Origin of the sequence: Corynebacterium callunae, from assembly GCF_046592015.1 — a bacterium.
In the GTDB taxonomy this organism is placed as follows: domain Bacteria; phylum Actinomycetota; class Actinomycetes; order Mycobacteriales; family Mycobacteriaceae; genus Corynebacterium; species Corynebacterium callunae_A.
The window spans coordinates 188,231-210,074 of record NZ_JAWVOB010000006.1 but is presented as its reverse complement, the minus strand read 5'-3'; the positions used below and the strand labels follow the sequence as shown (position 1 = coordinate 210,074).

At 54.2% G+C, this 21,844-nt stretch carries 21 protein-coding genes; 18 read left to right on the top strand and 3 right to left on the bottom strand.

Annotated elements, in window-relative coordinates; all coding sequences use genetic code 11:
• Positions 1–119 precede the first annotated feature (119 nt).
• From SFC07_RS08785 to SFC07_RS08725, 13 genes are all read left to right on the top strand, one after another.
• Positions 120–1,454 (top strand): hypothetical protein, encoded by a 1,335-nt coding sequence (locus SFC07_RS08785; RefSeq protein ID WP_411207858.1) that lies wholly within the window; start codon positions 120–122, stop codon positions 1,452–1,454.
• An 11-nt stretch (positions 1,455–1,465) separates the two neighbouring features.
• Complete coding sequence (locus SFC07_RS08780; RefSeq protein WP_411207857.1) at positions 1,466–2,449, top strand: HAD-IIA family hydrolase; 984 nt, start codon at positions 1,466–1,468, stop codon at positions 2,447–2,449.
• Positions 2,443–2,601, top strand: a complete 159-nt coding sequence (locus SFC07_RS08775) for a hypothetical protein (RefSeq protein WP_411207856.1) — start codon at positions 2,443–2,445, stop codon at positions 2,599–2,601. Before SFC07_RS08780 ends, SFC07_RS08775 begins: the two co-directional genes overlap by 7 nt.
• A gap of 38 nt (positions 2,602–2,639) precedes the next feature.
• Positions 2,640–3,461: a TlyA family RNA methyltransferase gene (locus tag SFC07_RS08770; protein ID WP_411207855.1), complete on the top strand. Its 822-nt coding sequence runs from the start codon at positions 2,640–2,642 to the stop codon at positions 3,459–3,461.
• Complete coding sequence (locus SFC07_RS08765; RefSeq protein ID WP_411207854.1) at positions 3,461–4,426, top strand: NAD kinase; 966 nt, start codon at positions 3,461–3,463, stop codon at positions 4,424–4,426. The genes SFC07_RS08770 and SFC07_RS08765 overlap by 1 nt, the downstream gene beginning before the upstream one ends.
• 71 nt (positions 4,427–4,497) lie before the next feature.
• Entirely contained in the window at positions 4,498–6,279 is a 1,782-nt protein-coding gene (recN, locus tag SFC07_RS08760; protein ID WP_411207853.1) for a DNA repair protein RecN, read from the top strand.
• Positions 6,280–6,366: 87 nt separating this feature from the next.
• Complete coding sequence (gene steA / locus SFC07_RS08755; protein ID WP_411207852.1) at positions 6,367–7,560, top strand: putative cytokinetic ring protein SteA; 1,194 nt, start codon at positions 6,367–6,369, stop codon at positions 7,558–7,560.
• A 24-nt stretch (positions 7,561–7,584) separates the two neighbouring features.
• A complete protein-coding gene (locus SFC07_RS08750; protein WP_411207851.1) occupies positions 7,585–8,607 on the top strand; it encodes a copper transporter in 1,023 nt (340 codons plus the stop codon).
• A 380-nt stretch (positions 8,608–8,987) separates the two neighbouring features.
• Entirely contained in the window at positions 8,988–10,652 is a 1,665-nt protein-coding gene (locus SFC07_RS08745) for a CTP synthase (RefSeq protein ID WP_411207850.1), read from the top strand.
• Positions 10,653–10,667: 15 nt separating this feature from the next.
• Positions 10,668–11,339: an NUDIX domain-containing protein gene (locus tag SFC07_RS08740; protein WP_411207849.1), complete on the top strand. Its 672-nt coding sequence runs from the start codon at positions 10,668–10,670 to the stop codon at positions 11,337–11,339.
• Entirely contained in the window at positions 11,336–12,250 is a 915-nt protein-coding gene (gene xerD / locus SFC07_RS08735; RefSeq protein ID WP_411207848.1) for a site-specific tyrosine recombinase XerD, read from the top strand. Before SFC07_RS08740 ends, xerD begins: the two co-directional genes overlap by 4 nt.
• A gap of 411 nt (positions 12,251–12,661) precedes the next feature.
• Positions 12,662–13,534: a ParA family protein gene (locus SFC07_RS08730; protein ID WP_411207847.1), complete on the top strand. Its 873-nt coding sequence runs from the start codon at positions 12,662–12,664 to the stop codon at positions 13,532–13,534.
• Between the two features lie 97 nt (positions 13,535–13,631).
• Positions 13,632–14,510: a segregation and condensation protein A gene (locus SFC07_RS08725; RefSeq protein WP_411207846.1), complete on the top strand. Its 879-nt coding sequence runs from the start codon at positions 13,632–13,634 to the stop codon at positions 14,508–14,510.
• 26 nt (positions 14,511–14,536) lie between these two features.
• Here the strand turns inward: SFC07_RS08725 and SFC07_RS08720 are convergent, their stop codons facing one another.
• Positions 14,537–15,100 (bottom strand): GNAT family N-acetyltransferase, encoded by a 564-nt coding sequence (locus SFC07_RS08720; RefSeq protein WP_411207845.1) that lies wholly within the window; start codon positions 15,098–15,100, stop codon positions 14,537–14,539.
• Between the two features lie 264 nt (positions 15,101–15,364).
• Here SFC07_RS08720 and SFC07_RS08715 point away from each other — a divergent pair, with 264 nt between their 5' ends.
• The 5 genes from SFC07_RS08715 to der all read left to right on the top strand — a co-directional run bounded on the left by SFC07_RS08715 (position 15,365) and on the right by der (position 20,280).
• The gene (locus tag SFC07_RS08715) at positions 15,365–16,234 is read left to right on the top strand and encodes a sulfurtransferase (protein WP_411207844.1); all 870 of its coding nucleotides are present in this window, start codon (positions 15,365–15,367) and stop codon (positions 16,232–16,234) included.
• A gap of 45 nt (positions 16,235–16,279) precedes the next feature.
• Positions 16,280–16,858: an SMC-Scp complex subunit ScpB gene (gene scpB, locus SFC07_RS08710; RefSeq protein WP_411207843.1), complete on the top strand. Its 579-nt coding sequence runs from the start codon at positions 16,280–16,282 to the stop codon at positions 16,856–16,858.
• Positions 16,859–16,964: 106 nt separating this feature from the next.
• A complete protein-coding gene (locus tag SFC07_RS08705) occupies positions 16,965–17,927 on the top strand; it encodes a pseudouridine synthase (protein WP_411207842.1) in 963 nt (320 codons plus the stop codon).
• Positions 17,924–18,634 (top strand): (d)CMP kinase, encoded by a 711-nt coding sequence (gene cmk, locus SFC07_RS08700; RefSeq protein ID WP_411207841.1) that lies wholly within the window; start codon positions 17,924–17,926, stop codon positions 18,632–18,634. Before SFC07_RS08705 ends, cmk begins: the two co-directional genes overlap by 4 nt.
• On the top strand, positions 18,631–20,280 hold the full coding sequence (gene der, locus SFC07_RS08695) for a ribosome biogenesis GTPase Der (RefSeq protein ID WP_411207840.1): 1,650 nt from the start codon (positions 18,631–18,633) through the stop codon (positions 20,278–20,280). The genes cmk and der overlap by 4 nt, the downstream gene beginning before the upstream one ends.
• A gap of 67 nt (positions 20,281–20,347) precedes the next feature.
• On the opposite strand, the gene SFC07_RS08690 is transcribed toward der, so the two are convergent.
• Together SFC07_RS08690 and SFC07_RS08685 are read right to left on the bottom strand one after the other, a co-directional pair.
• Positions 20,348–20,866, bottom strand: a complete 519-nt coding sequence (locus SFC07_RS08690; RefSeq protein ID WP_411207839.1) for a GyrI-like domain-containing protein — start codon at positions 20,864–20,866, stop codon at positions 20,348–20,350.
• A gap of 52 nt (positions 20,867–20,918) precedes the next feature.
• The gene (locus SFC07_RS08685; protein WP_411207872.1) at positions 20,919–21,560 is read right to left on the bottom strand and encodes a class I SAM-dependent methyltransferase; all 642 of its coding nucleotides are present in this window, start codon (positions 21,558–21,560) and stop codon (positions 20,919–20,921) included.
• Positions 21,561–21,844 lie beyond the last annotated feature (284 nt).

Sequence of the window (21,844 nt, the reverse complement as noted above, 5' to 3'; positions counted from 1 at the left end):
AAGTGAAATGGAAAGAGTGTGATTCAATGGTAGAGGTGTTTATATCCCTCCCATTGGGTCACACTCTTTTTGTCGTTCTATAATAAAGTCTTTACTCGGTTCTCTAATGAAGGAACAACATGGCTGATAATTTCGATCGCCCACGCGACAATGACCGTTCAGGAAGCCGCGCACCTCGTGGCGACCGTGGCGGTTACCGCGGTGGACGATCAAACGATGATCGTGGAAATTCACGTCGCCCATCCGACAATGGTGATTCTCGCGAGCGTGGAAGTTATCGCGGTGGTTCCTCCGATCGTTCCCGTGATGATCGCCAGCGCTCCGGAACCGGAGCTGGCCGTTATGAGAATCGTAACCGTGACGGATATCGTTCGGACCGATCCTCAACCGGCGAGCGTCGCGATGACCGCGGCTACCGCGGAGATCGCGACGATAATCGCGGGTCCAGCTCGGACCGTCCACGTGGCGATCGCCCATATGCACGTAATGATCGCAATGATCGTGGTGCACAAGGTCGTAGCTCCTACCGTGGAGACGACCGCCGCGATGATCGCAGGGACGATCGTCGTGATGACCGTCGTGGCCCAGCACAAGGCCGTGATGGTGAACGTCGCTATGAAAAGCGTGATGACCGTCGCGATGGCGGTCGTTCAGATCGTGGTGGACGCCCCGGTGGCCGCGATCAGCGCAGCCATGCAAACCGTGGTGGACGCGATGCCCAGCGCGATTCCATCAATCCGCAGCGTGCCGGCTTCCGCGAAGAGCGCCTAAACACCCGTATCAATGAACCTGATCTTCCAGGTGATATTGATATCAAGGATCTTGATCCAATGGTGTTGCAGGATCTGCGTGTGCTGTCCAAGGACAATGCTGATGCTGTAGCTAAGCACATGATCATGGCTGCCACTTGGCTTTCTGATGATCCAAAGCTAGCTTTGCGCCATGCTCGTGCGGCGAAGGATCGTGCCGGACGCATCTCTGTTGTCCGCGAAACCAATGGCATTGTTGCTTATCACGCAGGTGAGTGGAAAGAAGCCCTTTCCGAGCTGCGCGCTGCCCGCAGAATGTCCGGCGGACCTGGTCTTTTGGCTGTTATGGCTGACTGCGAACGCGGTCTTGGTCGCCCGGAAAAGGCTATTGAGCTTGCTCGTTCTGAAGATGTTAGTGAATTGGATGAGGATAACCTCATCGAGCTCGCCATCGTTGTTGCCGGTGCGCGCCATGATTTGGGCCAGCATGAGGCCGCAGTTATCGAGCTGCAGCGCGTGAACCCAAGCTTGACCTCTACCGGTTTTACACAGTCCCGTTTGTCCTATGCATATGGTGACGCCCTGGTTTTGGCTGGTCGTAGTGATGAAGCACGTGAGTGGTTCCAGCATGCGGCAGACCTGGATGAGGATGAATTCTTGAATGCACTGGAGCGTATTGAGCAGCTCGATAAGGGTAACAACTAGACTATGAGTTTATGAGTCTAATCACGGAGTACGACAGCCTTTTGCTGGATCTGGATGGCACCGTTTATGAAGGTGGACGCGCCATTGACCACGCAGTGGAATCCATTTCCAACTCCGGCTTGCCGGTCATGTATGTCACCAATAATGCCTCGCGAGCGCCCCAAGTAGTGGCGCAACAATTGCAGAATATTGGTTTGGCTGACGCGACCGCGGACTCCGTGATGACCTCTGCTCAAGCAGCGGTCCGGATGGCTGCTCAAAAGATTCCAGCCGGATCAAAGGTGCTCATTCTCGGCACCGATTCATTTAGGGAATTGGCCGTAGCCGCTGGTTTTGAGGTTGTTAGCTCCGCTGATGATCAACCTTCCGCTGTGCTGCATGGCCATAATCCTGAAACTGGATGGGCTCAACTTAGTGAAGCTGCACTAGCCATTGCGCAGGGTGCCCGCTATTTTGCCTCCAACTTGGACTCCACTTTGCCCATGGAACGCGGACTTCATGTCGGCAATGGCTCCATGGTGGCAGCCGTGGTTCATGCCACCGGCGTATCCCCAGAATCGGCAGGAAAGCCTGGCCCGGCCATGTTCTATGCCGCAGCCGAAATTCTTAAATCAACCAAGCCACTTGCAGTTGGCGATCGCCTCGACACCGATATTGCGGGCGGAAACGCAGCTGGCATGGATACCTTCCAAGTGCTAACTGGCGTCAGTGGATTTTATGATCTCGCATTCGCCTCCGTCGATAAGCGCCCCACCTTTATTGGCACCTCCCTTGCCGACCTTTATAGCGACCCCAATTCCCTGCGGCCTGGTGCCCAGGGTGGCTTTGAGGCGCTTGTCGACGGCGCCACTGTGGTCTTGCGTGGCGGGGAGTCAGGCGACCCCATGCACGCGCTGCGCACTGTCCTGGCTGCTGCCTGGGCAGCAGCCCAGCCGGTTAACGCGGTGGTTGCGCAATCGCCAGCAGCGGAGAAGGCCTTGGAGGCCTGGTGGTAGCTCCAAAGCCCCTGGATCCACGCCAATCGGCTGATCCCGCACAGATTGCCGCTCAGGTAAATGAGGTCTTGAGCAGGCCAGCGAACACCCTTAAATCGGAGGCTGCCAATTTAGAAGAGGCACACCGCATCCTCAATGAAGCTTTGTCTTAAAATCCACACGTGGAATGAAGAAAGAAGAATAACCCTAGATGGTCGCACGCAGAAGATTGGATGCAGAACTAGTTCGCCGCAAGATTGCGCGCTCCAGGGAACACGCTGTGGAGATGATTCGTGGGCAACGTGTATATGTAGCAGGCATTTTGGCGCTAAAACCCGCAACCGTAGTGGAACCAGAGGTATCCATTCGCGTAGAAGAAGACACCAGTGAAAACTGGGCTTCTCGTGGGGCCCATAAGCTTTTGGGTGCGTTGGAAGCTTTCGAACCCGCAGGGCTTAATGTCAAGAGCCGCCGCGTACTAGATGCCGGTGCGTCAACCGGTGGGTTTACGGACGTTTTGCTGCGTCGAGAAGCATCTGAAGTGGTCGCCGTGGACGTCGGATATGGTCAGTTGATTTGGCGCCTGCAAAATGATGACCGCGTGCGCGTGGTTGATCGCACCAATATTCGCTATATGACGCTGGAAGATACCGGCGGTGAATGCGACATGATGGTCGGCGATCTTTCCTTTATTTCTTTGAAGCTCACGCTGCCTGCGATTGCTGCTGTCTTAAGTGAAGGCGCGGACCTTTTGCCTATGGTCAAGCCTCAATTTGAGGTGGGTAAAGAACGTTTGGGCAGTGGTGGAGTGGTGCGTTCGCCACAGCTGCGTGCGGAAGTTACCCAGGATATTGCTGAATTTGCAGCTACCCTTGGTTTGAGCTTGAAGGCTGTGGTTGCTTCTCCATTGCCAGGGCCTTCAGGAAACGTGGAATACTTCCTATGGTTGGTCAAAGATGGGGGCAAAACCATGCCCGATGCTGCACAATTGCATGAGATGATCATTAAAGCAGTGGAAGAAGGTCCGCAATAATGAGCTCACCAATGAGCGCAGCCCAACAACGCTCCGTTCTTTTAGTTCCACATACGGGACGCACCTCAAATATTGAGTCGGCAGTTCTAGCAGCTGAGCTCCTCAGTAGCTCCGGTATTGAAGTTCGCGTTCTGGTCAATTCAGAGGATGATCCAATCGCTCTGCATCCGGTGTTGGGAAATTATCGACAGGTTCACCCCACCGATGAAGCCGCTGCCGCCGGAATTGAGCTGGTTCTAGTATTGGGTGGTGACGGCACATTTTTGCGTGCTGCTGATATGGCGCATGCCCATGACCTTCCGGTGCTGGGCATCAATTTGGGCCATGTGGGATTCCTTGCTGAATGGGAGTCTGATTCATTAGAGGAAGCCATCAAACGTGTGGTTGATTGTGACTACCGAGTTGAAGATCGTATGACCCTAGATTTGGTGATTCGAGACGCTAAACTCGCCGAAATTGGACGCGGTTGGGCGCTTAATGAAGTCAGCATTGAAAATATCAATCGACGTGGTGTTTTGGATGCCACCCTGGAAGTGGATGAACGCCCCGTGGCCTCCTTTGGCTGCGATGGTGTGCTGATTTCCACCCCTACTGGTTCCACGGCTTATGCCTTTTCTGCGGGCGGGCCAGTGCTGTGGCCAGAGCTGGATGCGATTTTGGTGGTTCCTAATAACGCTCACGCGCTCTTTACAAAACCGCTGGTTGTTAGCCCTAAATCGGCGGTAGCGGTGGAGTCCAAACCAGATACCTCGCCGGCAATTGCCGTAATGGATGGTTGCCGTCAGCTCCCCATGCCACCAGGTTCGCGCGTGGAGGTATCCCGCGGTACACGCCCGGTGCTGTGGGTCCGGCTTGATTCCTCGCCTTTTGCTGACCGTTTAGTTAATAAATTGCACCTGCCGGTGGTGGGTTGGCGTGGTCCCCATAAAACTGCCGATTTAGAAGATCGCAGCTCAGCGGGGTAGTTCGAAAATTTTTCGAACAAGTAGCACGGATGTTCGCATGAATGTCCGTGTTTTGTTGTACACTTTGAGGCATGCTCGCAGACATCGCCATTGAAAACCTTGGAGTGATTCCAGCCGCCTCAGCTGAGTTCAGCTCGGGGCTTACCGTGCTAACCGGTGAAACCGGTGCAGGTAAAACCATGGTTGTGACGGGTCTTCGCCTATTGTGCGGAGGCCGTGCGGACGCATCACGAGTGCGTACCGGTTCCCCTCAAGCAGTTGTTGAAGGCCGTTTTATTACCGAAGGTGTCCCGGGAGACATTGTCGAACGTGCAACCGGAATAGTTTCGAACGCCGGTGGCGCTGCAGATGAAAATGGAGAGTTTTTAGCAGTTCGATCTGTAAACGCTAATGGTCGCTCCAGGGCGCACCTTGGCGGTAGGGCAGTACCTGCTGCAACCCTCTCAGAGTTTTCCGATGAGCTGCTCACCATTCATGGCCAAAATGATCAATTGCGTTTGCTCTCTGCGGACCGTCAGCTTGATGCTTTAGACCGTTTTGATCCCCAGTTGGTGGAACTACGCAAAATTTATGGCGCTAAGTACCTCACCTGGAAGTCTTTGCACCGCGACTTGGAAAAGCGCATTTCCAGCCGCCGGGAACTTGCCCAAGAAGTTGATCGCCTGCAATTTGCCATTAACGAAATTGAACAGGTGGCGCCCCAGCCAGGCGAAGATAAGGAACTCCTGCTGCAAATCCGCAGGTTGCAGGATGTGGATAGCCTCCGCGAACAGGCCGCTAATGCGCTTGCAGCCATTGATGGCGCCAGCTCCTTGAGTGAAGCCATGGGGGGCTCCCAGGGCTTTGACGACGAGCAGGAATCTGCCTCAGATCAGCTGGGACAGGCAGAATCTGCCCTTGCGAGCAGTGACGATCCGACCCTGAAGGCATTATCGGTGCAGCTGGGTGAAATTACCTCCATGCTCAGCGAAGTATCAATGGAACTGGGAAGTTTCCTCTCTGATCTCCCCGCAGATCCACAGGCGCTGGATGAGCTACTAACCCGCCAGCAGCAACTAAAGTTGCTTACCCGCAAGTACGCCGGCGATATTGATGGCGTAATCACCTGGCAGCAAAAAGCACAGGTGCGGCTCGAAAGCATCGATATTTCTACTGAAGCCCTGGACAAACTCAAAGAAGACCTCAAAAAGGCTGAGGTAGCTATGAATAAGGCTGCTAAGAAGCTTTCTGCCTTAAGGGTGAAGGCAGCCAAGAAGCTTGGCGATACTGTAACCACGGAACTACAAGGCCTAGCAATGCAAAAAGCCCGCTTTGTGGTGGATATTCGCCCAGTAGCGCCTGGCCCAACCGGCAGTGACCAAGTGGAATTCCAGCTTGCAGCCAATGCCTTAGCGCAACCACGCCCCTTGGCATCTTCTGCCTCTGGTGGTGAACTTTCCCGTGTGATGTTGGCACTGGAAGTAATCTTGTCCGCTGGAACCACCGGTACCACCTTGGTCTTTGACGAGGTTGATGCTGGTGTGGGTGGCCGCGCAGCTGTAGAAATTGGCAGGCGCCTGGCCCGTTTGGCCACTGCCAACCAGGTCATTGTGGTGACTCACTTGCCACAGGTTGCGGCCTACGCTGATACCCACCTGCACGTAGCCAAGGATGTGCATGAAACCGCAGTCACCTCAGGCGTAGAAACCTTAAGTTATGAACGTCGCATTGAGGAGCTGTCCCGCATGCTCGCAGGCTTGGAGGACACCGCCACTGGCCGCGCCCACGCTACCGAGCTGCTGGAACGTGCCCAAAGGGAGAAGGAGGATATTTGCGCCAGTGAAAATAGGGAACTGCTGGCAGCAAGTGCCTAAAAACTTTCGCAGGCGCCCCAAAAATCCATTGAAACTGCGCAATTTTTTGGGCGCGCCTCCACCGATGGTTGAGACTTTGCCCGCACAATGGGGGCTATGAGTCTGTTCAACCGCAATGCCGACCTGCCTGGCCTGCAAGGTGCTATTCGCAATTGCACCACCGAAGGTAAGGGGTTCAAGCGTCTCTCCGAAGGCGATCTCGCCATTATTGATGCACCAGATCTCTCCCGGGCTTTTGCCCAACGTCTACTCGCTGCCCGCCCCGCAGCAGTACTCAATATTTCCCGGTTCACCACCGGGGCAGTGCCCAACTTCGGGCCCCAAATGCTTCTCGACGCCGGAATTATCCTCGTTGAAGGTTTTGGTGCTGAGATCCTCGACGGCATTAAAGAAGGCAAAAAAGGTCGACTCACCGATGAGGGACAGCTTTTCCTAGGTGAGCGTTTGATCGCTTCTGGCACTGAAGTCAGCGCTGCAGCAGCGGAAAAGTCTTTTGCGGAAGCTCAGCAGTCCTTGCTGGACCATATGGAAGCCTATTTTGGCAATACCATCCAGTTCATTCACTCTGAAGCGCCTTTGCTCATTGATGGCCTTGGCATCCCAGATGCAGGCAATACCATCGAAGGCAAAAAGGTGCTCGTCGTTAGCCCGGGCAACAATCACCGCACCAAGCTCAAAGAACTACGCAATTTCATCCGCGAATATGAACCAGTACTCATCGGTGTTGATGGGGCAGCAGACACCCTGGTGGAGCTGGGATATAAGCCAGCTCTTATCGTGGGTAATCCCACCGGCATTGGCGCTGACGCTCTTCGCAGCGGCGCGCACGTAATTTTGCCAGCGGATCCAGACGGCCACACTGTTGGTTTGGAACGCATTCAAGACCTCGGCATTGGCGCGATGACCTTCCCCTCGTCGGTAAGCTCAGCAACCGACTTGGCTCTGTTGCTTGCCAACTACCACAACCCCCAGATGATCGTGAATGTGGGCGGCCCCGTCGCCCTTGATGACGTCTTTGCCGGGCACGAGGACGCCGACCCCGCAGCGCTGCTCACCCGTGCGAAGGTGGGGACCAAGCTTGTCGACGGGTCTGTGATCGCAGATCTTTATAATGTCCGAACTTCCGAAAGTTTTGCCTGGCTGTGGGCGCTGCTCGGCATTTTGGTTGCAGTAGCAGTCATTATTGTCATCGCTGGCACAGCCGGTGGTGGATCCTTTGTAGACAACCTCATTGTCACCTGGAATAGCTTCGCGCTAACAGTCCAGGGTTGGTTCAAATAAAGAAATCGGGGTTGAATTTTCACCATGGCTAAAAAGAGCGCAAGAACTGCCACCGCAATTGCTGGCATCGCTTTTGGACTCGCAGCCGGCGTAGCACTGGGAACCTATGTACTGGCACCCAATCTTCCCGACAGCACCGATCCCAACGCACCAACCTCGGAAGATCTTAAAGCTGCACAGCTTGAAGCAGAGGTCAATGCAGTACAGGCAGATCAAGCCGATAGCATTATCGACCACATTGTGGAAGATATGGTGGTTGGCACCCTCACCGATCGACCAGTGCTGATTATGCACACCGCCGACGCAGAGCAATCTGATATTGATGATGTTTCTTGGCTGCTTGGCCAAGCTGGCGCAATTGATGCAGGCACCATCACCCTAGAGGATTCTTTCTTCTCTCAAGACGGTGCTGATCAGCTGAAATCCATCGTGGCAAACACCTTGCCAGCGGGTGCCCAGCTATCTGAAACTCAGCTTGACCCAGGTACCCATGCCGGCGAAGCACTTGCCGCCGGACTCATGCTCAATCCGGAAACAGGGGAACCACTAGCCAGCACCGCTGAGCGTGGCCTGCTGCTAAATGTATTGCGCGATAGTGGTTATATTTCCTACGCCGATGGCACAATTTTGCCCGGTCAGGTAGTTGTTTTTATCACTGCTAATAACGACGGCACCGGCGATGGCGCCTTTGCTGCAGAAACCCAAGCTATGTTCGCCCGCGCGCTTGATTCCAAGGGATCCGGAGTGGTTGTTGCAGGCCGCATTCTCACCGCCTCTGATACCGGTGTCATTGGACGTTTGCGTGCCAATCCTGACAGTGCCTCCAAGGTCTCTACCGTGGATTCCCTTGATCGCACTTGGGGCAAGATGGCCACAGTCCTCTCCGCTAGAGATGAGCTTGCAGGCCGTTCTGGCGCCTATGGCTCAGCTGCATCGGCTGAAGCTGCAAGCCCATCCTTGGATGGTCTCAGCCCAGCGCCAGCCACCGAGTCCACCGAAACCGCTGAGACCACGGATAATGGTGGGGTAGAGGTAACCACCCCTTAACCGCGCTAGCGCCCCAAAGCACCGAAATCTAGGTTTGGATTTCGGTGCTTTTTTGGTTCCAAAACTTCATCTATTAAGTGATAGGTAAAACTGCCATTTTATTGCCTCTAGCAGCAGTTATTTACATCTAACTCAGGTGTGTTATGCTGGGGTTCCGTAGGTTTGAAAAGTCGGAAACTTCGCCGAGTTTTTCACTGCGGATTTTTTGTTTTCTGGACCATTTTTCTCCCAGAACGCAAAACTCATTCATCGTTGAAAAACGGCGGGGACCGTGGCCACGTGCCGGCAGTTTGAACACACCATTCGTTTAAGTTCACCGCACCGCCAAAGCTCAGCAACAATACTGAGCTCTGGTTGATATAGGAAGGTCCCTGAATCTCATGACCTCACCACGCAATACGCGTACCACCAAGCACATTTTCGTCACCGGCGGCGTTGTGTCCTCCTTGGGCAAAGGCCTAACCGCTGCCAGCCTTGGACAGCTACTTATCGCCCGAGGCCTCTCGGTCACCATGCAGAAGCTGGACCCATACCTCAACGTCGACCCCGGCACCATGAATCCTTTTGAGCATGGTGAGGTCTTTGTTACCGAAGATGGCGCTGAGACCGACCTTGACCTGGGCCACTACGAGCGTTTCTTAGATCGCAACCTGACCCTCAACGCCAACGTCACTACCGGCAAGGTGTACTCCACCGTTATCGCCAAGGAGCGCCGCGGTGAATACTTGGGCAAAACTGTCCAGGTCATTCCACATATCACCGATGAAATTAAGGCTCGTATCCTTGCCATGGGCGCACCAGATGCCAATGGCAACGTGCCAGACGTCGTAATTTCTGAGGTTGGTGGGACCGTGGGTGACATCGAGTCCCAGCCATTCTTGGAAGCTGCACGTCAGGTTCGCCATGAAATTGGCCGCGACAACTGCTTCTTCATTCACTGCTCTTTGGTTCCATACCTGGCAACCTCTGGTGAGCTTAAGACCAAGCCCACCCAGCACTCCGTATCTGAGCTACGTGGCATCGGTATTTTGCCTGATGCTCTGGTCCTACGTTGTGACCGTGAGGTTCCAGAGGGACTTAAAGACAAGATCGCCATGATGTGCGACGTGGAGACCGAGGGCGTTGTTTCTTGCCCTGACTCAAGCTCCATCTACAACATTCCAGATGTGCTTTACCGCGAACACCTGGATACCTTCATCATCCGTCGCCTTGGCCTGCCATTCCGCGATGTGGACTGGACCAGCTGGCACAACCTGATCGACCGCGTGAACAACCCTAAGCACGAAATCAACGTGGGCATCGTCGGCAAGTACATTGACCTGCCAGATGCTTACCTATCCGTGGTTGAGGCAGTGCGCGCAGCAGGCTACGCAAACTGGACCAAGACCAACATCAAGTGGATTGCCTCTGATGATTGTGAAACCCCTGCAGGTGCGCAGCGCGCCCTCCAAAACGTTGATGCTGTAGTCATCCCAGGTGGCTTTGGTATTCGCGGCATTGAAGGAAAAATCGGCGCCATCACTTACGCTCGTGAGCACAAGGTTCCACTGCTAGGCCTCTGCCTTGGTTTGCAGTGCACCGTTATTGAAGCTGCCCGCCAGGCTGGCCTGGAAAATGCTTCCTCAACTGAGTTTGATCCAGAGGCAGAGCAGCCAGTTATCGCCACTATGGAAGAGCAGAAGGCTGCTGTTTCCGGCGAAGCTGACTTGGGCGGCACCATGCGTTTGGGCGCTTACCCTGCAACTCTGCGCGAGGGTTCTCTAGTATCCGAGCTTTATGGCACCACCGAGGTTTCTGAGCGTCACCGTCACCGCTACGAGGTAAACAACGCCTACCGCGGTCAGATTGAAGAAGGATCCGACCTCATCTTCTCTGGTACCTCACCTGATGGCCAATTGGTGGAGTTCGTGGAGTACCCCAAGGAGGTGCACCCATTCTTGGTTGCCACCCAGGCACACCCTGAATACAAGTCCCGCCCAACCCACGCACACCCACTCTTTGTCGGCCTTGTTAAGACCGCTCTTGAGCTAAGTCAGCGTTCATAGTTCTACAATGTGTCCATGACTTCACATGAAACAGCTCCAGGTACCCATGAGTTCACTGTGACTGACACAGAACTCCTTTTGGAATCGCCAATTTTGAGTGTGCGGCGGGATACTCTCATCATGCCGGGTGGCACCACTGCCTGGCGAGAGATCGTCGAGCACTTTGGAGCAGTGGCGGTGGTGGCCTTTGATGGTGAAAAAATCGCCATGGTGCACCAATACCGCCATTCTGTGGGAGATCGTCTGTGGGAACTTCCCGCAGGCTTATTGGACATCGCCGATGAGGATGCACTCATCGGAGCTCAGCGTGAGCTCATGGAAGAAGCTGGGCTTAAAGCCAATACCTGGTCGGTACTCACTGATCTGATCACCTCACCAGGTTTTTGCGATGAAACAATCCGGGTGTATCTAGCCCAAGATCTTGAGAGCATTCCGCGCCCAGAGATTACTGGCGATGAAGAAGCCGATATGGTTTTCCAGTGGGTTCCCCTGGAAGAAGCAGTAGCCATGGTCTTTGATGGTGGTTTGGCTAACTCTGTGGCCATTGGTGGCATTTTGGCTGCCGACGCAGTTCTTGCAGGACGCGCGACAGCGCGGCCAACAGACGCACCTTTCCCTTACCGACCAACCGCACTGGCGGAGCGTCGAAAAGCACGCGGCAGTGTGCCGGACATGAAAAAGCTGTGAATCTCGACAACACTGTAAAAACCTGGATCACACATTTGGCCGTGGAGCGGGGACTGTCGGCTAATACGCTCAGCAGTTATCGTCGCGATTGCGCGCGCTATGTGGAGTGGCTGGAGCAGGCCGGAATTAGCGAGCTCGGGGAAGTCACCACTGCGCATGTGGAAAATTATGTGAAGGATTTGCGGCGCGGGGTGGATGGGCGGCAGCCTTTGTCGGCGTCCTCGGCTGGGCGCGCCCTCATCGTGGCGCGCGGTCTGCATAAATTTGCGCTCGCTGAAGGCCTGATAAACATGGACGTGGCCGCGGAAGTATCACCACCGGCCACCGGCCGGCATTTGCCTGATATCTTGAGCATCGAGGAAGTGACGGCGCTTATTGATGCCATTCCTACCTCTGATATTGCAACGCCTATGGATATTCGCGATCGTGCGCTGATCGAGGTGCTTTATGGGACCGGGGCACGTATTTCTGAGGCCGTGGGGTTGGTGGTGGATGATGTGGCAGAGAGTCCAGAGATTTTGCGGATTACTGGTAAAGGCTCCAAACAACGCATTGTTCCTTTTGGATCCATGGCCAAAAAAGCAGTGCAGGATTACCTCACACGAGCGCGTCCAGCACTGAGCAAAGGCAAGTCTCATGCCTTGTTTTTAAACCAACGTGGCGGTGCTCTTTCGCGGCAATCTGCCTGGGCGGTGTTGAAAAAAGCGGTGCAGCGGGCTGGGTTGGATAAGGATATTTCGCCTCACACCCTCCGCCATAGTTTTGCTACCCATTTGCTTGAGGGGGGTGCGGATGTGCGTGTAGTGCAAGAACTTTTGGGGCATTCTTCGGTGACAACGACACAGATCTACACCCATGTCAGTGCCGAGAATTTGCGCCAGGTTTGGCGGGAGTCTCATCCACGCGCCTAAGCGCGTGCGCAAGCTAACGTGAGGGGTTGCGATCAGTGCCAGGATTGGCGCCAGGATTAATGCCACCAGGAGCAGCAGATTTCTACCCCACCAAAAGTCAACCTTAGAACCTTTACTTTGCTAATTTCTGCTCATTTTCCAGTCAATAAGCGCAGAAAGGCAGAGCAACCTAAGCAGTAGCTGCCACCTGGGGTTCGGCGTGTGAGACGACGGTATGTCTAATTGGTCTATATCCTGAATGTATTGTGGTCTTAGATAGTTAATGACATCGAGATAATTTCTTTATCTCAAAGCAATGGTCATAAACCCGCTGGCGGAAGATTTCGGAGGATCCAGAAGGTTCCTGAAGAGCTTTTTTGCCAGCAGCTGGGCCAATTAAGAGCAATTCGAGTCAAGGAAGAGAGTTTGACTGTGAGTGATGCGGGGAAGCAGAACACTTCTAAAGTGGAGGTCGGACTAACCGGCCGACCCCTGCGTGAATTGCCGGAGATTACACCATTGGAAAAGCATGGTCCGGCCACCATTATCGCCATGGCAAACCAAAAAGGCGGCGTGGGCAAAACCACCTCCACCATTAACCTCGGTGCCTGCCTTGCGGAGGCCGGACGTAAAGTCCTGCTCGTTGACTTGGACCCCCAGGGCGCGCTGACAGCGGGGCTTGGGATCCGTTATGACGACGTCGATATCACCGTTTATGACCTCATGGTGGACGACAATTCCACCATCGATCAGGCCATTCACCACACCACCGTCCCTGACCTTGATGTGGTTCCCGCCAATATTGACCTTTCCGCTGCGGAAATCCAGCTGGTTAATGAGGTTGGCCGCGAGCAAACCCTAGCCCGCGCCCTGCGCCCGGTGATGAAAGATTATGACTTCATCATCCTGGACTGCCAGCCTTCCCTCGGCTTGCTTACGGTCAATGCGCTCGCCTGCGCCCACGGCGTGATCATCCCCATGGAGTGCGAGTATTTCTCCCTGCGTGGTTTGGCCTTGCTCACCGACACCGTGGAAAAGGTTGCCGATCGCCTCAACTTCGACCTGGAGATCTTGGGCATTTTGGTCACCATGTTTGACCGTCGCACCTCCCACGCCCGCGAGGTTATGTCGCGCGTGGTGGAGGTTTTTGATGAGAAGGTCTTTGATACCGTCATCACCCGCACCGTCCGTTTCCCCGAAACCTCCGTGGCCGGCGAGCCGATAATCACCTGGGCTCCCACCTCCCAGGGCGCCGAGCAGTACCGCACCCTGGCCCGCGAAGTCATCCAGCGCGCCGCCCACTAGCTTTAAACCGCTTGTCGACGCCACCCTCGTGGCAGCCACTCGGGCATGTTACTGGGGTAACAACTTCGGCGTGGGTTAAGGTTTTTAAAGAATTCATATGACTACAGTCGCCGAAACAGATATCGCACCAGAACTCGAGGTTGGCCCGATTGGGCCAGAACCTCTCACTCCGCCAGCTTCTGAGCAAGAAGAAAGTGCTGGATTTAAGGTCCAGCTGTCAAACTTTGAAGGTCCTTTTGACCTCCTGTTGCAGCTGATCTCTAAAAAGAAGCTTGATGTCACTGAGGTCGCTCTGGCGCAGGTCACCGATGAGTTTATTGCCTACACCCGCGCATTGGGTGAAACCAGTGACCTTGATGAGGTCACGGAATTTCTCGTGGTGGCGGCAACACTGCTGGATCTAAAAACTGCACGCCTCTTGCCACGCGGTGAAGTAGATGATGAGGAAGATCTAGAACTCCTTGAGATTCGCGATCTGCTCTTTGCCCGCCTGCTGCAATACCGTGCCTATAAGCAGGTAGCGGATCTTTTCGGGCAGTGGCAGCGCGAGGCCCGACGCCGTTATCCGCGGGCAGTGTCCTTGGAGCCACAATTTGTTGATCTGCTACCGCCGGTGACTTTGGGGCATAGTCCGCAAAGTTTTGGCGAGTTAGCTGCTGCAGTATTTAAGCCAAAACCCCCTGAGGGCGTGCGCACCGACCATATCCACCAGGTTGCGGTCTCTGTTCCGGAACAAGCAGGCAAGATTTTGAGCACCCTCAAACTTGCGGGTATTGATCATTTTCTTACTTTCCAGCTGCTCACCCGCGATTGCACGGTGTCAATGGAAGTGGTGGGTCGCTTCTTGGCGCTGCTAGAACTCTATAAAGCTCGCGCAATTGAGACAGTCCAGGAAGAACCGCTCGGCGAGCTTAAAGTGGCATGGACCGGAAAAGAAGTTGATCCGGCTGTGGTGGCTGCAAGCGATTGGCAATAATTCACCCCCTGCAGCCAGCCACACTGTTATGGACGGTTCTTGAGCAGTTCAAGAATGTCATCGCTAAGTGGGCGATCAGAGTAGATGCGCACATTCGGCTCATTGGGGTCGTTCTCGGTGCCCACACGGCGACCTTCCCATACTGGGCTTAAACCGAGCTTCTCCAAAATTCGGAAGGATGCGGGGTGGTTGGTGGTAACTCGAGCGGTGAGCGGGAGGGTTTCGTCGATACGCTTGGTGGCAAGGGTTGCCGCATTAGAGATCTCGGTGGCATACCCGTTACCCCAGAGATCAGGGCGCAGGCGATATTTCAGGTCCCATACCTTGCCATCGATGAGCTCAACGCCGCCGACACCCACTAACTCTGCGGGACGCTCGCGCAAATACACACCCCAAGGGCCGAGATCTTTTTGCTTCCAGCTTTCGTGAGTGCGTTTGATGATCTCACGGGTTTCTTTGAGCTCAGTGTGGCGAGCCTGGGGACGGTGCTCCCAGAGGCGGTTGTCTGAGTAAATCTGGTGAGCTTCGTCCTCAAGTTCCACGGTAAGGGGAACCAGGATTAGCCTGTCTGTGCGTGTAATCGTAGCCATGGAGAAATGTTAGAACATCAACCACCGCTTATGTGACCACTCTCACGAAAATTATCTAATTGTATGCTGGATCAAATAATTTTCTTAGTTCTTGGCAATTCTTTTAGCAAAAACAGCCTTGATTCTTAGCCCCGGTTTAGGGTGGTCTACCTGGGTGAAATACAGGGTAGGGGATTCATAATTCTGTGAAAAGGTGAATAAAATCGCGTGATCTTCACCCAAAATAAGCATTTTTAGTGGTCTTAAGCACTAGGATAGGTGGTTATGACTTCTGTATATTCATCCCCGACAGAGCATGATCATGCCCCGCTAAGTCCGTACTACCCAGATGGTCCGGTAGTTACCGTGAGCTGGCTTGCTGAACATCTAGGCCAGGACAACCTGGTGGTGTTGTGCGCTGCAATGAATGATGCAGAGCAGGCGCAAGAAGCCGGAATTCCCGGTGCATTCCTGGCAGATCTTGAAGCAGATTTCTCTGATCAATCCGCCGCCTTGCCACACACCGTGCCTGGCAATCTTCAAGGTTTGCTGGAGAGCTATGGCATTAGCGATGACACCACCGTGGTGGTTTATGACCGCCAGGGCTTGATGGTGGCACCGCGCGTGTGGTGGCTATTGCGGGTAGCAGGCCTTGAAAATATTGGTGTACTTGATGGTGGCCTGCCAGCCTGGGAAGCCGCCGGCCTGGAGCTCAAGCCTTTGGTTACTCCCGTGCAGCGTGGCAAGATCACCGCAACTCCACGCCCGGAGTTGTTGGTCGGTGCAAATGGTGTGGAAAGCGCGATTGCCCGCTCCAGCAAAGCAGTGGTGGATGCCCGCACAGCCGGACGTTTTTCCGGTGTTGAGGAAGAACCACGACCGGGCCTGAAAAAGGGATCCATTCCCGGCAGCGTCAACATTCCTTTTGGCGATGTGGTTGATGAAAGCGGTCTTTTGCGCCCACCAGCACAATTGCGTGAGCTTTTCCAAACCTCCACCCATAACGCTAAGTCCTTAGTCTTTAGCTGTGGATCAGGCGTTACTGCTTGCGTTGATGCACTTGCTGCAGTTGTGGCCGGCTATGAAGACGTTGTGGTTTATGACGGTTCCTGGGCTGAATGGGGTAATCCCATCAACCAGCGTCCCATTGCCTAAGCTCAAACAATTTAAGGCCACCGGCACAGGGTAAACTCACAGTCCATGACTGACTTTGACCCCGCATTGATTCCAGCCATGAGTTTGATTCCTCAAACCCGTTCCCGGCTGGAATCAATTTTGTTGGTGGTTGATTCACCTGTTCCAGCCAGCACCTTGGCCCGCGTACTGGGCATTGAGACTGCCGCTGCCACCGGTATTCTGCAAGAGATGGCCACCGAGCTAAATGAGCGGGGAAGTGGCATTGACCTCCGGGAAACTGCAGAGGGTTGGCGCTATTACACGCGCCCCGAAAATGCCGATATCGTGGAGCAATTTTTGCTAGACGGTAACCAAACCAGGCTTTCTCGCGCAGCCCTGGAAACACTTGCAGTGGTGGCCTACCGGCAGCCGGTAACCCGTTCCCAAATTTCAGCAGTGCGCGGAGTAAATGTAGATGGCGTTATGCGTACACTCCAGCTGCGTGGCTTGGTGCGCGAAGTAGATATTGAGGAATCAACCGGCGCCCACCGCTATGCCACCACTGAGCTCCTGCTTGAACTTTTGGGCGTCGATTCCTTGGATAAACTTCCAGACCTGGCCCCCTTGCTACCTGAGGTTGATTCCATTGACGAGGACTTCTAAAAACGCCCTGAATATAGGCCCAGCTGCAAAAATAGTGGTTTAGACGGTTTTAGTGTAGGATTTCTAGGATTAAACTTCATAAGATTTCAAGATTAAGGACACTAACGTGACCCCACCCGCTCGCCGTGATGGCACACCGGAAAAGAAGCAGAGCACTCGCTCTGGCGGCTACCGGTCCAATGTTCGTGGTTATAAGCCAGGATCCGCCCGCCCAGATGCCCGCCAGCAGCAGCCAAAGAAGGAAGATTTCCTCCTTTCCAACGCTAAACCTGCCAAGAAGCAAAATGTCCCAAGCAATGATGATTGGTCCTTGGGCTTCCTCAATCGCAATGACTCCAATGGAGTCCGCCTCCAAAAAGTGTTGGCCCAAGCCGGAGTAGCCTCCCGCCGCCACGCTGAAATCATGATCGACCAAGGTCGAGTTGAGGTCAACGATAAGATCGTCACCACCCAAGGTGTCCGCGTTGATCCAACCAAGGACGTCATCCGCGTTGATGGTGTTCGCATCAACATCAATGAAGACCTCGAGTACTTCGTGCTCAATAAGCCACGTGGCATGCACTCCACCATGAGTGATGATCTGGGACGTCCTTGCGTGGGCGACCTTGTCAGTGAAAAAACTGCCTCTGGCCAGCGTCTCTTCCACGTCGGTCGTCTTGACGCCGATACCGAAGGCCTGCTGCTACTCACCAACGATGGTGAACTGGCCAACCGCCTCATGCACCCCAAGTATGAGGTTCGCAAGACCTACCTGGCTACTGTGCGTGGCGAAGCGAACCACAAGCTCACCTCCGCTCTGCGCGATGGTATCGAGCTCGAAGACGGTCCTGCAAAGGCTGACTTTGTGCAAATCATTGACACTTTCCAGGGCAAGTCCTTGATTCGTCTGGAAATCCACGAAGGTCGCAAGCACATTGTGCGTCGTATGTTCGATGAGCTGGATTTCCCAGTTGAGCGCCTTGTCCGCACCAAGCTGCACACCGTCCAATTGGGCGATCAAAAGCCTGGTACCCTGCGCGCACTGAACTCCGCCGAGCTGGCCAGCCTCTATAAGGTGGTGCAGCTGTGACAGCAGTGTCCAATATGCCTAATGGCGGCTTGATTGTTGCAATCGACGGACCTTCAGGTACTGGAAAATCCACTACTGCGCGCGCTTTAGCCACTCGTCTTGAGGCAAAATACCTCGATACCGGTGCAATGTACCGAGTTGCCACCTTGCATGTGCTCAACAAAGGCATTGACCCTGCCGATACCGAGGCCGTAATTGCAGCTACTGCATCCCTGCCTTTGTCGATTTCTGACGATCCGGCCTCCACTGAGGTTCTCCTCGGTGGCCAGGATGTACAAAAGGATATTCGGGGACCCGAGGTCACCGCACAGGTGTCCGCGGTGTCTGCGATCCCGGAAGTCCGCGAAAACCTTGTCGCCCTGCAGCGCGCTTTGGCCTCCAAGGCGCACCGCTGTGTGGTTGAAGGTCGCGATATCGGAACCACCGTGCTTGTCGACGCGCCCATCAAGGCGTTTCTCACCGCCTCAGCTGAGGTCCGCGCCCAGCGCCGCTTTGATCAAGACACCGCTGCTGGTCGCAGCGTGAACTTTGCTGATGTCCTGGCCGATGTCCAACGCCGCGATGAACTCGATTCCACCCGCGCAGTGTCACCGCTTAAGCCAGCTGAAGATGCGCATCTAATAGATACCTCCACTATGACTATGGATGAGGTCCTCGATCTCCTTGTCCAGTTGACTGAAGCCTCCGCCGAAAGGAGCAAACAGTGACCGATAAAAAGAATATGCCAGGTGAAGAGGACGAGACCGTCTTCGTTTACCACACTCACCAAGGCGAAATGGATGTTGTAGGTGCTTTTGCCGATGAGGAAGAACTTGCTCCTCATGGTGGCTGGGCCGCAGCTGACTTTGACCCCAGCGAATTTGGCCTAGAAGATAACTTCGATGAAGAAGACGATGATTTCGACTTCGATGCTGAAGACTTTGATGACTCTGATTTTGCGGAGCCAGATTTTGGCGAAGGTTATGATGATGAGCACTGGGAGCAGATTGAATCTGCCTTCGGCATCAAGAATCCTCACCTAGAGGAATCTTTGTGCACCGTAGCCATCGTGGGCCGACCAAATGTTGGTAAATCCACCTTGGTTAACCGCTTCATCGGTCGTCGAGAAGCAGTGGTGGAGGACTTCCCGGGGGTTACCCGTGACCGTATCTCCTATATCTCTGACTGGGGTGGCCAGCGATTCTGGGTGCAGGACACCGGCGGCTGGGATCCCAATGTTAAGGGCATTCACGCTGCTATTGCACACCAGGCTGATATCGCCATGGCAACCGCAGACGTCATTGTTTTTGTGGTTGATACCAAGGTTGGTATTACTGAAACCGACTCGGTGATGGCTGCCAAGCTGCTGCGCGCTGAGGTTCCCGTTATCCTCGTGGCCAATAAGTTTGACTCCGATAGCCAGTGGGCAGATATGGCCGAGTTTTATGCTCTTGGCCTGGGTGATCCATACCCAGTTTCTGCACAGCACGGCCGTGGTGGCGCTGACGTGCTGGACAAGATCTTGTCCCTGTTCCCAGCAGAACCACGCACCAAGTCCATCGTTGAAGGCCCACGCCGAGTGGCACTCGTCGGCAAGCCCAATGTTGGTAAATCTTCTTTGCTCAACAAGTTCGCCGGCGAAACCCGCTCCGTTGTGGACAACGTTGCAGGTACCACCGTTGACCCAGTTGACTCCCTGATTCAGCTGGATGAACACCTGTGGAAGTTTGTTGATACCGCAGGACTGCGCAAGAAGGTTAAGTCTGCAACTGGCCACGAGTACTACGCATCTTTGCGTACCCACGGTGCCATCGATGCAGCTGAACTCTGTGTGTTGCTCATTGACTCCTCCGAGCCAATTACCGAGCAGGACCAGCGTGTTTTGGCCATGATCACTGAGGCTGGCAAGGCCTTGGTTATTGCCTTTAACAAGTGGGACCTTATGGATGAGGATCGTCGTATCGATCTTGACCGTGAATTGGATCTGCAGCTGGCACACGTGCCATGGGCTAAGCGGATTAACATCTCCGCTAAGACCGGCCGTGCCCTGCAGCGCCTGGAGCCTGCCATGTTGGAAGCTTTGGCCAGCTGGGATCGTCGTATTTCCACCGGTCAGCTCAACACCTGGTTGCGTGAAGCTATTGCTGCCAACCCTCCACCAATGCGTGGTGGCCGTTTGCCTCGAGTACTTTTTGCTACTCAGGCCTCCACTCAGCCTCCAGTGGTGGTTCTCTTTACCACTGGCTTCTTGGAAGCTGGCTACCGCCGTTATCTGGAGCGTAAATTCCGTGAGCGCTTTGGTTTTGAAGGTACTCCAGTACGTATTGCTGTGCGTGTTCGTGAACGCCGCGGCAAGGGCGGCAAGCGTAAATAAGCGCCTGCCTGCTTAAAATAACTGCCCCTGAGCTTGATTAAACTCAAGCAAAGGGGCAGTTTTTATATTAAGGCTGCAGTGCGATATATAGGTCTGTGCGCAAGGTAGCCGGGTCCATATCTGGGGTAGGTCTGGTCACATAAACCTCCCAGAAAGGAAAAGCTACGGTGCGCCCAGCTGCTGCAATGGCAGCTATGAAGTTTTCCCAAGCCTTGGGCAGTTCCTCAAAACTGCCAATGTGGGAAATCCGCGACACTGGACCGGCTGGAATAACAGAAGGCTCCACAGTGACCTCGTATTCGGTGGCAACCTGCTCTGTCAGCGGGGTTTGCACACCAATACCGATTTCAAAGGTGAATGTATCGGTGGGCATCTGGTGGTAAAGCGCAAAACCTGGACCTTGGGGGTAATTGCCACGCTGGACTAATGTCGGGATTAGTGCCTTGAATGTGACATCAAAAGCTGCAGACATTTCTGACCGGGGCAAATTGCTGAAAGAGACAACAGCGGTGGGGATTTCGGGGACCTCTATAATTTCGAGGGTGCTGGCTGCGTCGGAATTGAGGTATAGGCCATCATGGGACATGAGTTTTTCCAATCAAGTTCAGCTTCACTTTGATCGCCACAGTACCCAAACTTTAAGCCTGGCGGGTCAGTATAAAGGCGTCACAGCGGTAGGGCAGTGCTACCGGCTTACCGGGAGCAAATTCCAGGTGTTCATAGAGGTACCACTGCAAATTATTATCCACACGCTGCTGAATTTTGGGTGTTGATCGCAGCCAATAAGAACGGGTGTGGGCCAGGTTAATGATATTTTCTGGGGTGATTTCTTGCTCCCAGGTAGTGCGCAGGGTGGTGGAGATTTCCCAGGGTGCAGCAACCTCGGGAATAAACCCGGGCTTGAGCACATCTCCGGCATGCATAATGCGGCTAAGCCGGTGTACCCAAGGGATTGTTGTATCCAAGTTATTCCACACCAATAACACGGCGCCATCGCGGGCGATAATGCGATCAAATTCTGCAGCAGCAGCCGGTACATCCACCCAATGCCAGGTCTGAGCGCAACTGACCAGGTCAACTGAGCTATTAGCAAGTGCAGTGTGTTCAGCAACTGCCTGCCAGGCCGGGACTGTGGGATAAGCCTCGTGCAGCACACGTAGCATATCTATGCTGGGGTCTAAAGCCAAGATCTCGTGGCCGGCGTCCTCGAGTAAAGCGGTGAGCTTGCCGGTGCCAGCTCCCACATCCACAATGCGTTTAAATCCCGTAGCCAGCTGGATTACTTCAGTTGGATATCCAGGGCGTACATCATCATAGGTGGTGCTGCCGTGGTCAAAGGCTCGGGCGCCGATCTCGCGGTGTTGCTCTCCCGCAAATTGGGGCGCATTCTTTTTGGATACCGGCGGAATCGGGGGATGCAGGGGATATGAGGATTCTGTCATGACGAAGCCTAATTCTAGACGCTTAGAGCAACATCAAATAACGATATATCGGTTGGGTGGAATCTAGGCTAGAGTTCACATTTGTGTCTGTATCAGCTAACACTGCCGAAAAGGGCAGCATC

Coding starts and splice junctions, on each gene's coding strand:
- SFC07_RS08715 (WP_411207844.1), top strand. CDS start 15,365: ATGACTTCTGTATATTCATCCCCGACAGAGCATGATCATGCCCCGCTA.
- SFC07_RS08720 (WP_411207845.1), bottom strand. CDS start 15,100: ATGGCTACGATTACACGCACAGACAGGCTAATCCTGGTTCCCCTTACC.
- SFC07_RS08745 (WP_411207850.1), top strand. CDS start 8,988: ATGACCTCACCACGCAATACGCGTACCACCAAGCACATTTTCGTCACC.
- scpB (WP_411207843.1), top strand. CDS start 16,280: ATGACTGACTTTGACCCCGCATTGATTCCAGCCATGAGTTTGATTCCT.
- recN (WP_411207853.1), top strand. CDS start 4,498: ATGCTCGCAGACATCGCCATTGAAAACCTTGGAGTGATTCCAGCCGCC.
- SFC07_RS08780 (WP_411207857.1), top strand. CDS start 1,466: ATGAGTCTAATCACGGAGTACGACAGCCTTTTGCTGGATCTGGATGGC.
- steA (WP_411207852.1), top strand. CDS start 6,367: ATGGGGGCTATGAGTCTGTTCAACCGCAATGCCGACCTGCCTGGCCTG.
- SFC07_RS08740 (WP_411207849.1), top strand. CDS start 10,668: ATGACTTCACATGAAACAGCTCCAGGTACCCATGAGTTCACTGTGACT.
- SFC07_RS08725 (WP_411207846.1), top strand. CDS start 13,632: ATGACTACAGTCGCCGAAACAGATATCGCACCAGAACTCGAGGTTGGC.
- SFC07_RS08750 (WP_411207851.1), top strand. CDS start 7,585: ATGGCTAAAAAGAGCGCAAGAACTGCCACCGCAATTGCTGGCATCGCT.
- SFC07_RS08690 (WP_411207839.1), bottom strand. CDS start 20,866: ATGTCCCATGATGGCCTATACCTCAATTCCGACGCAGCCAGCACCCTC.
- SFC07_RS08770 (WP_411207855.1), top strand. CDS start 2,640: ATGGTCGCACGCAGAAGATTGGATGCAGAACTAGTTCGCCGCAAGATT.
- SFC07_RS08785 (WP_411207858.1), top strand. CDS start 120: ATGGCTGATAATTTCGATCGCCCACGCGACAATGACCGTTCAGGAAGC.
- SFC07_RS08765 (WP_411207854.1), top strand. CDS start 3,461: ATGAGCTCACCAATGAGCGCAGCCCAACAACGCTCCGTTCTTTTAGTT.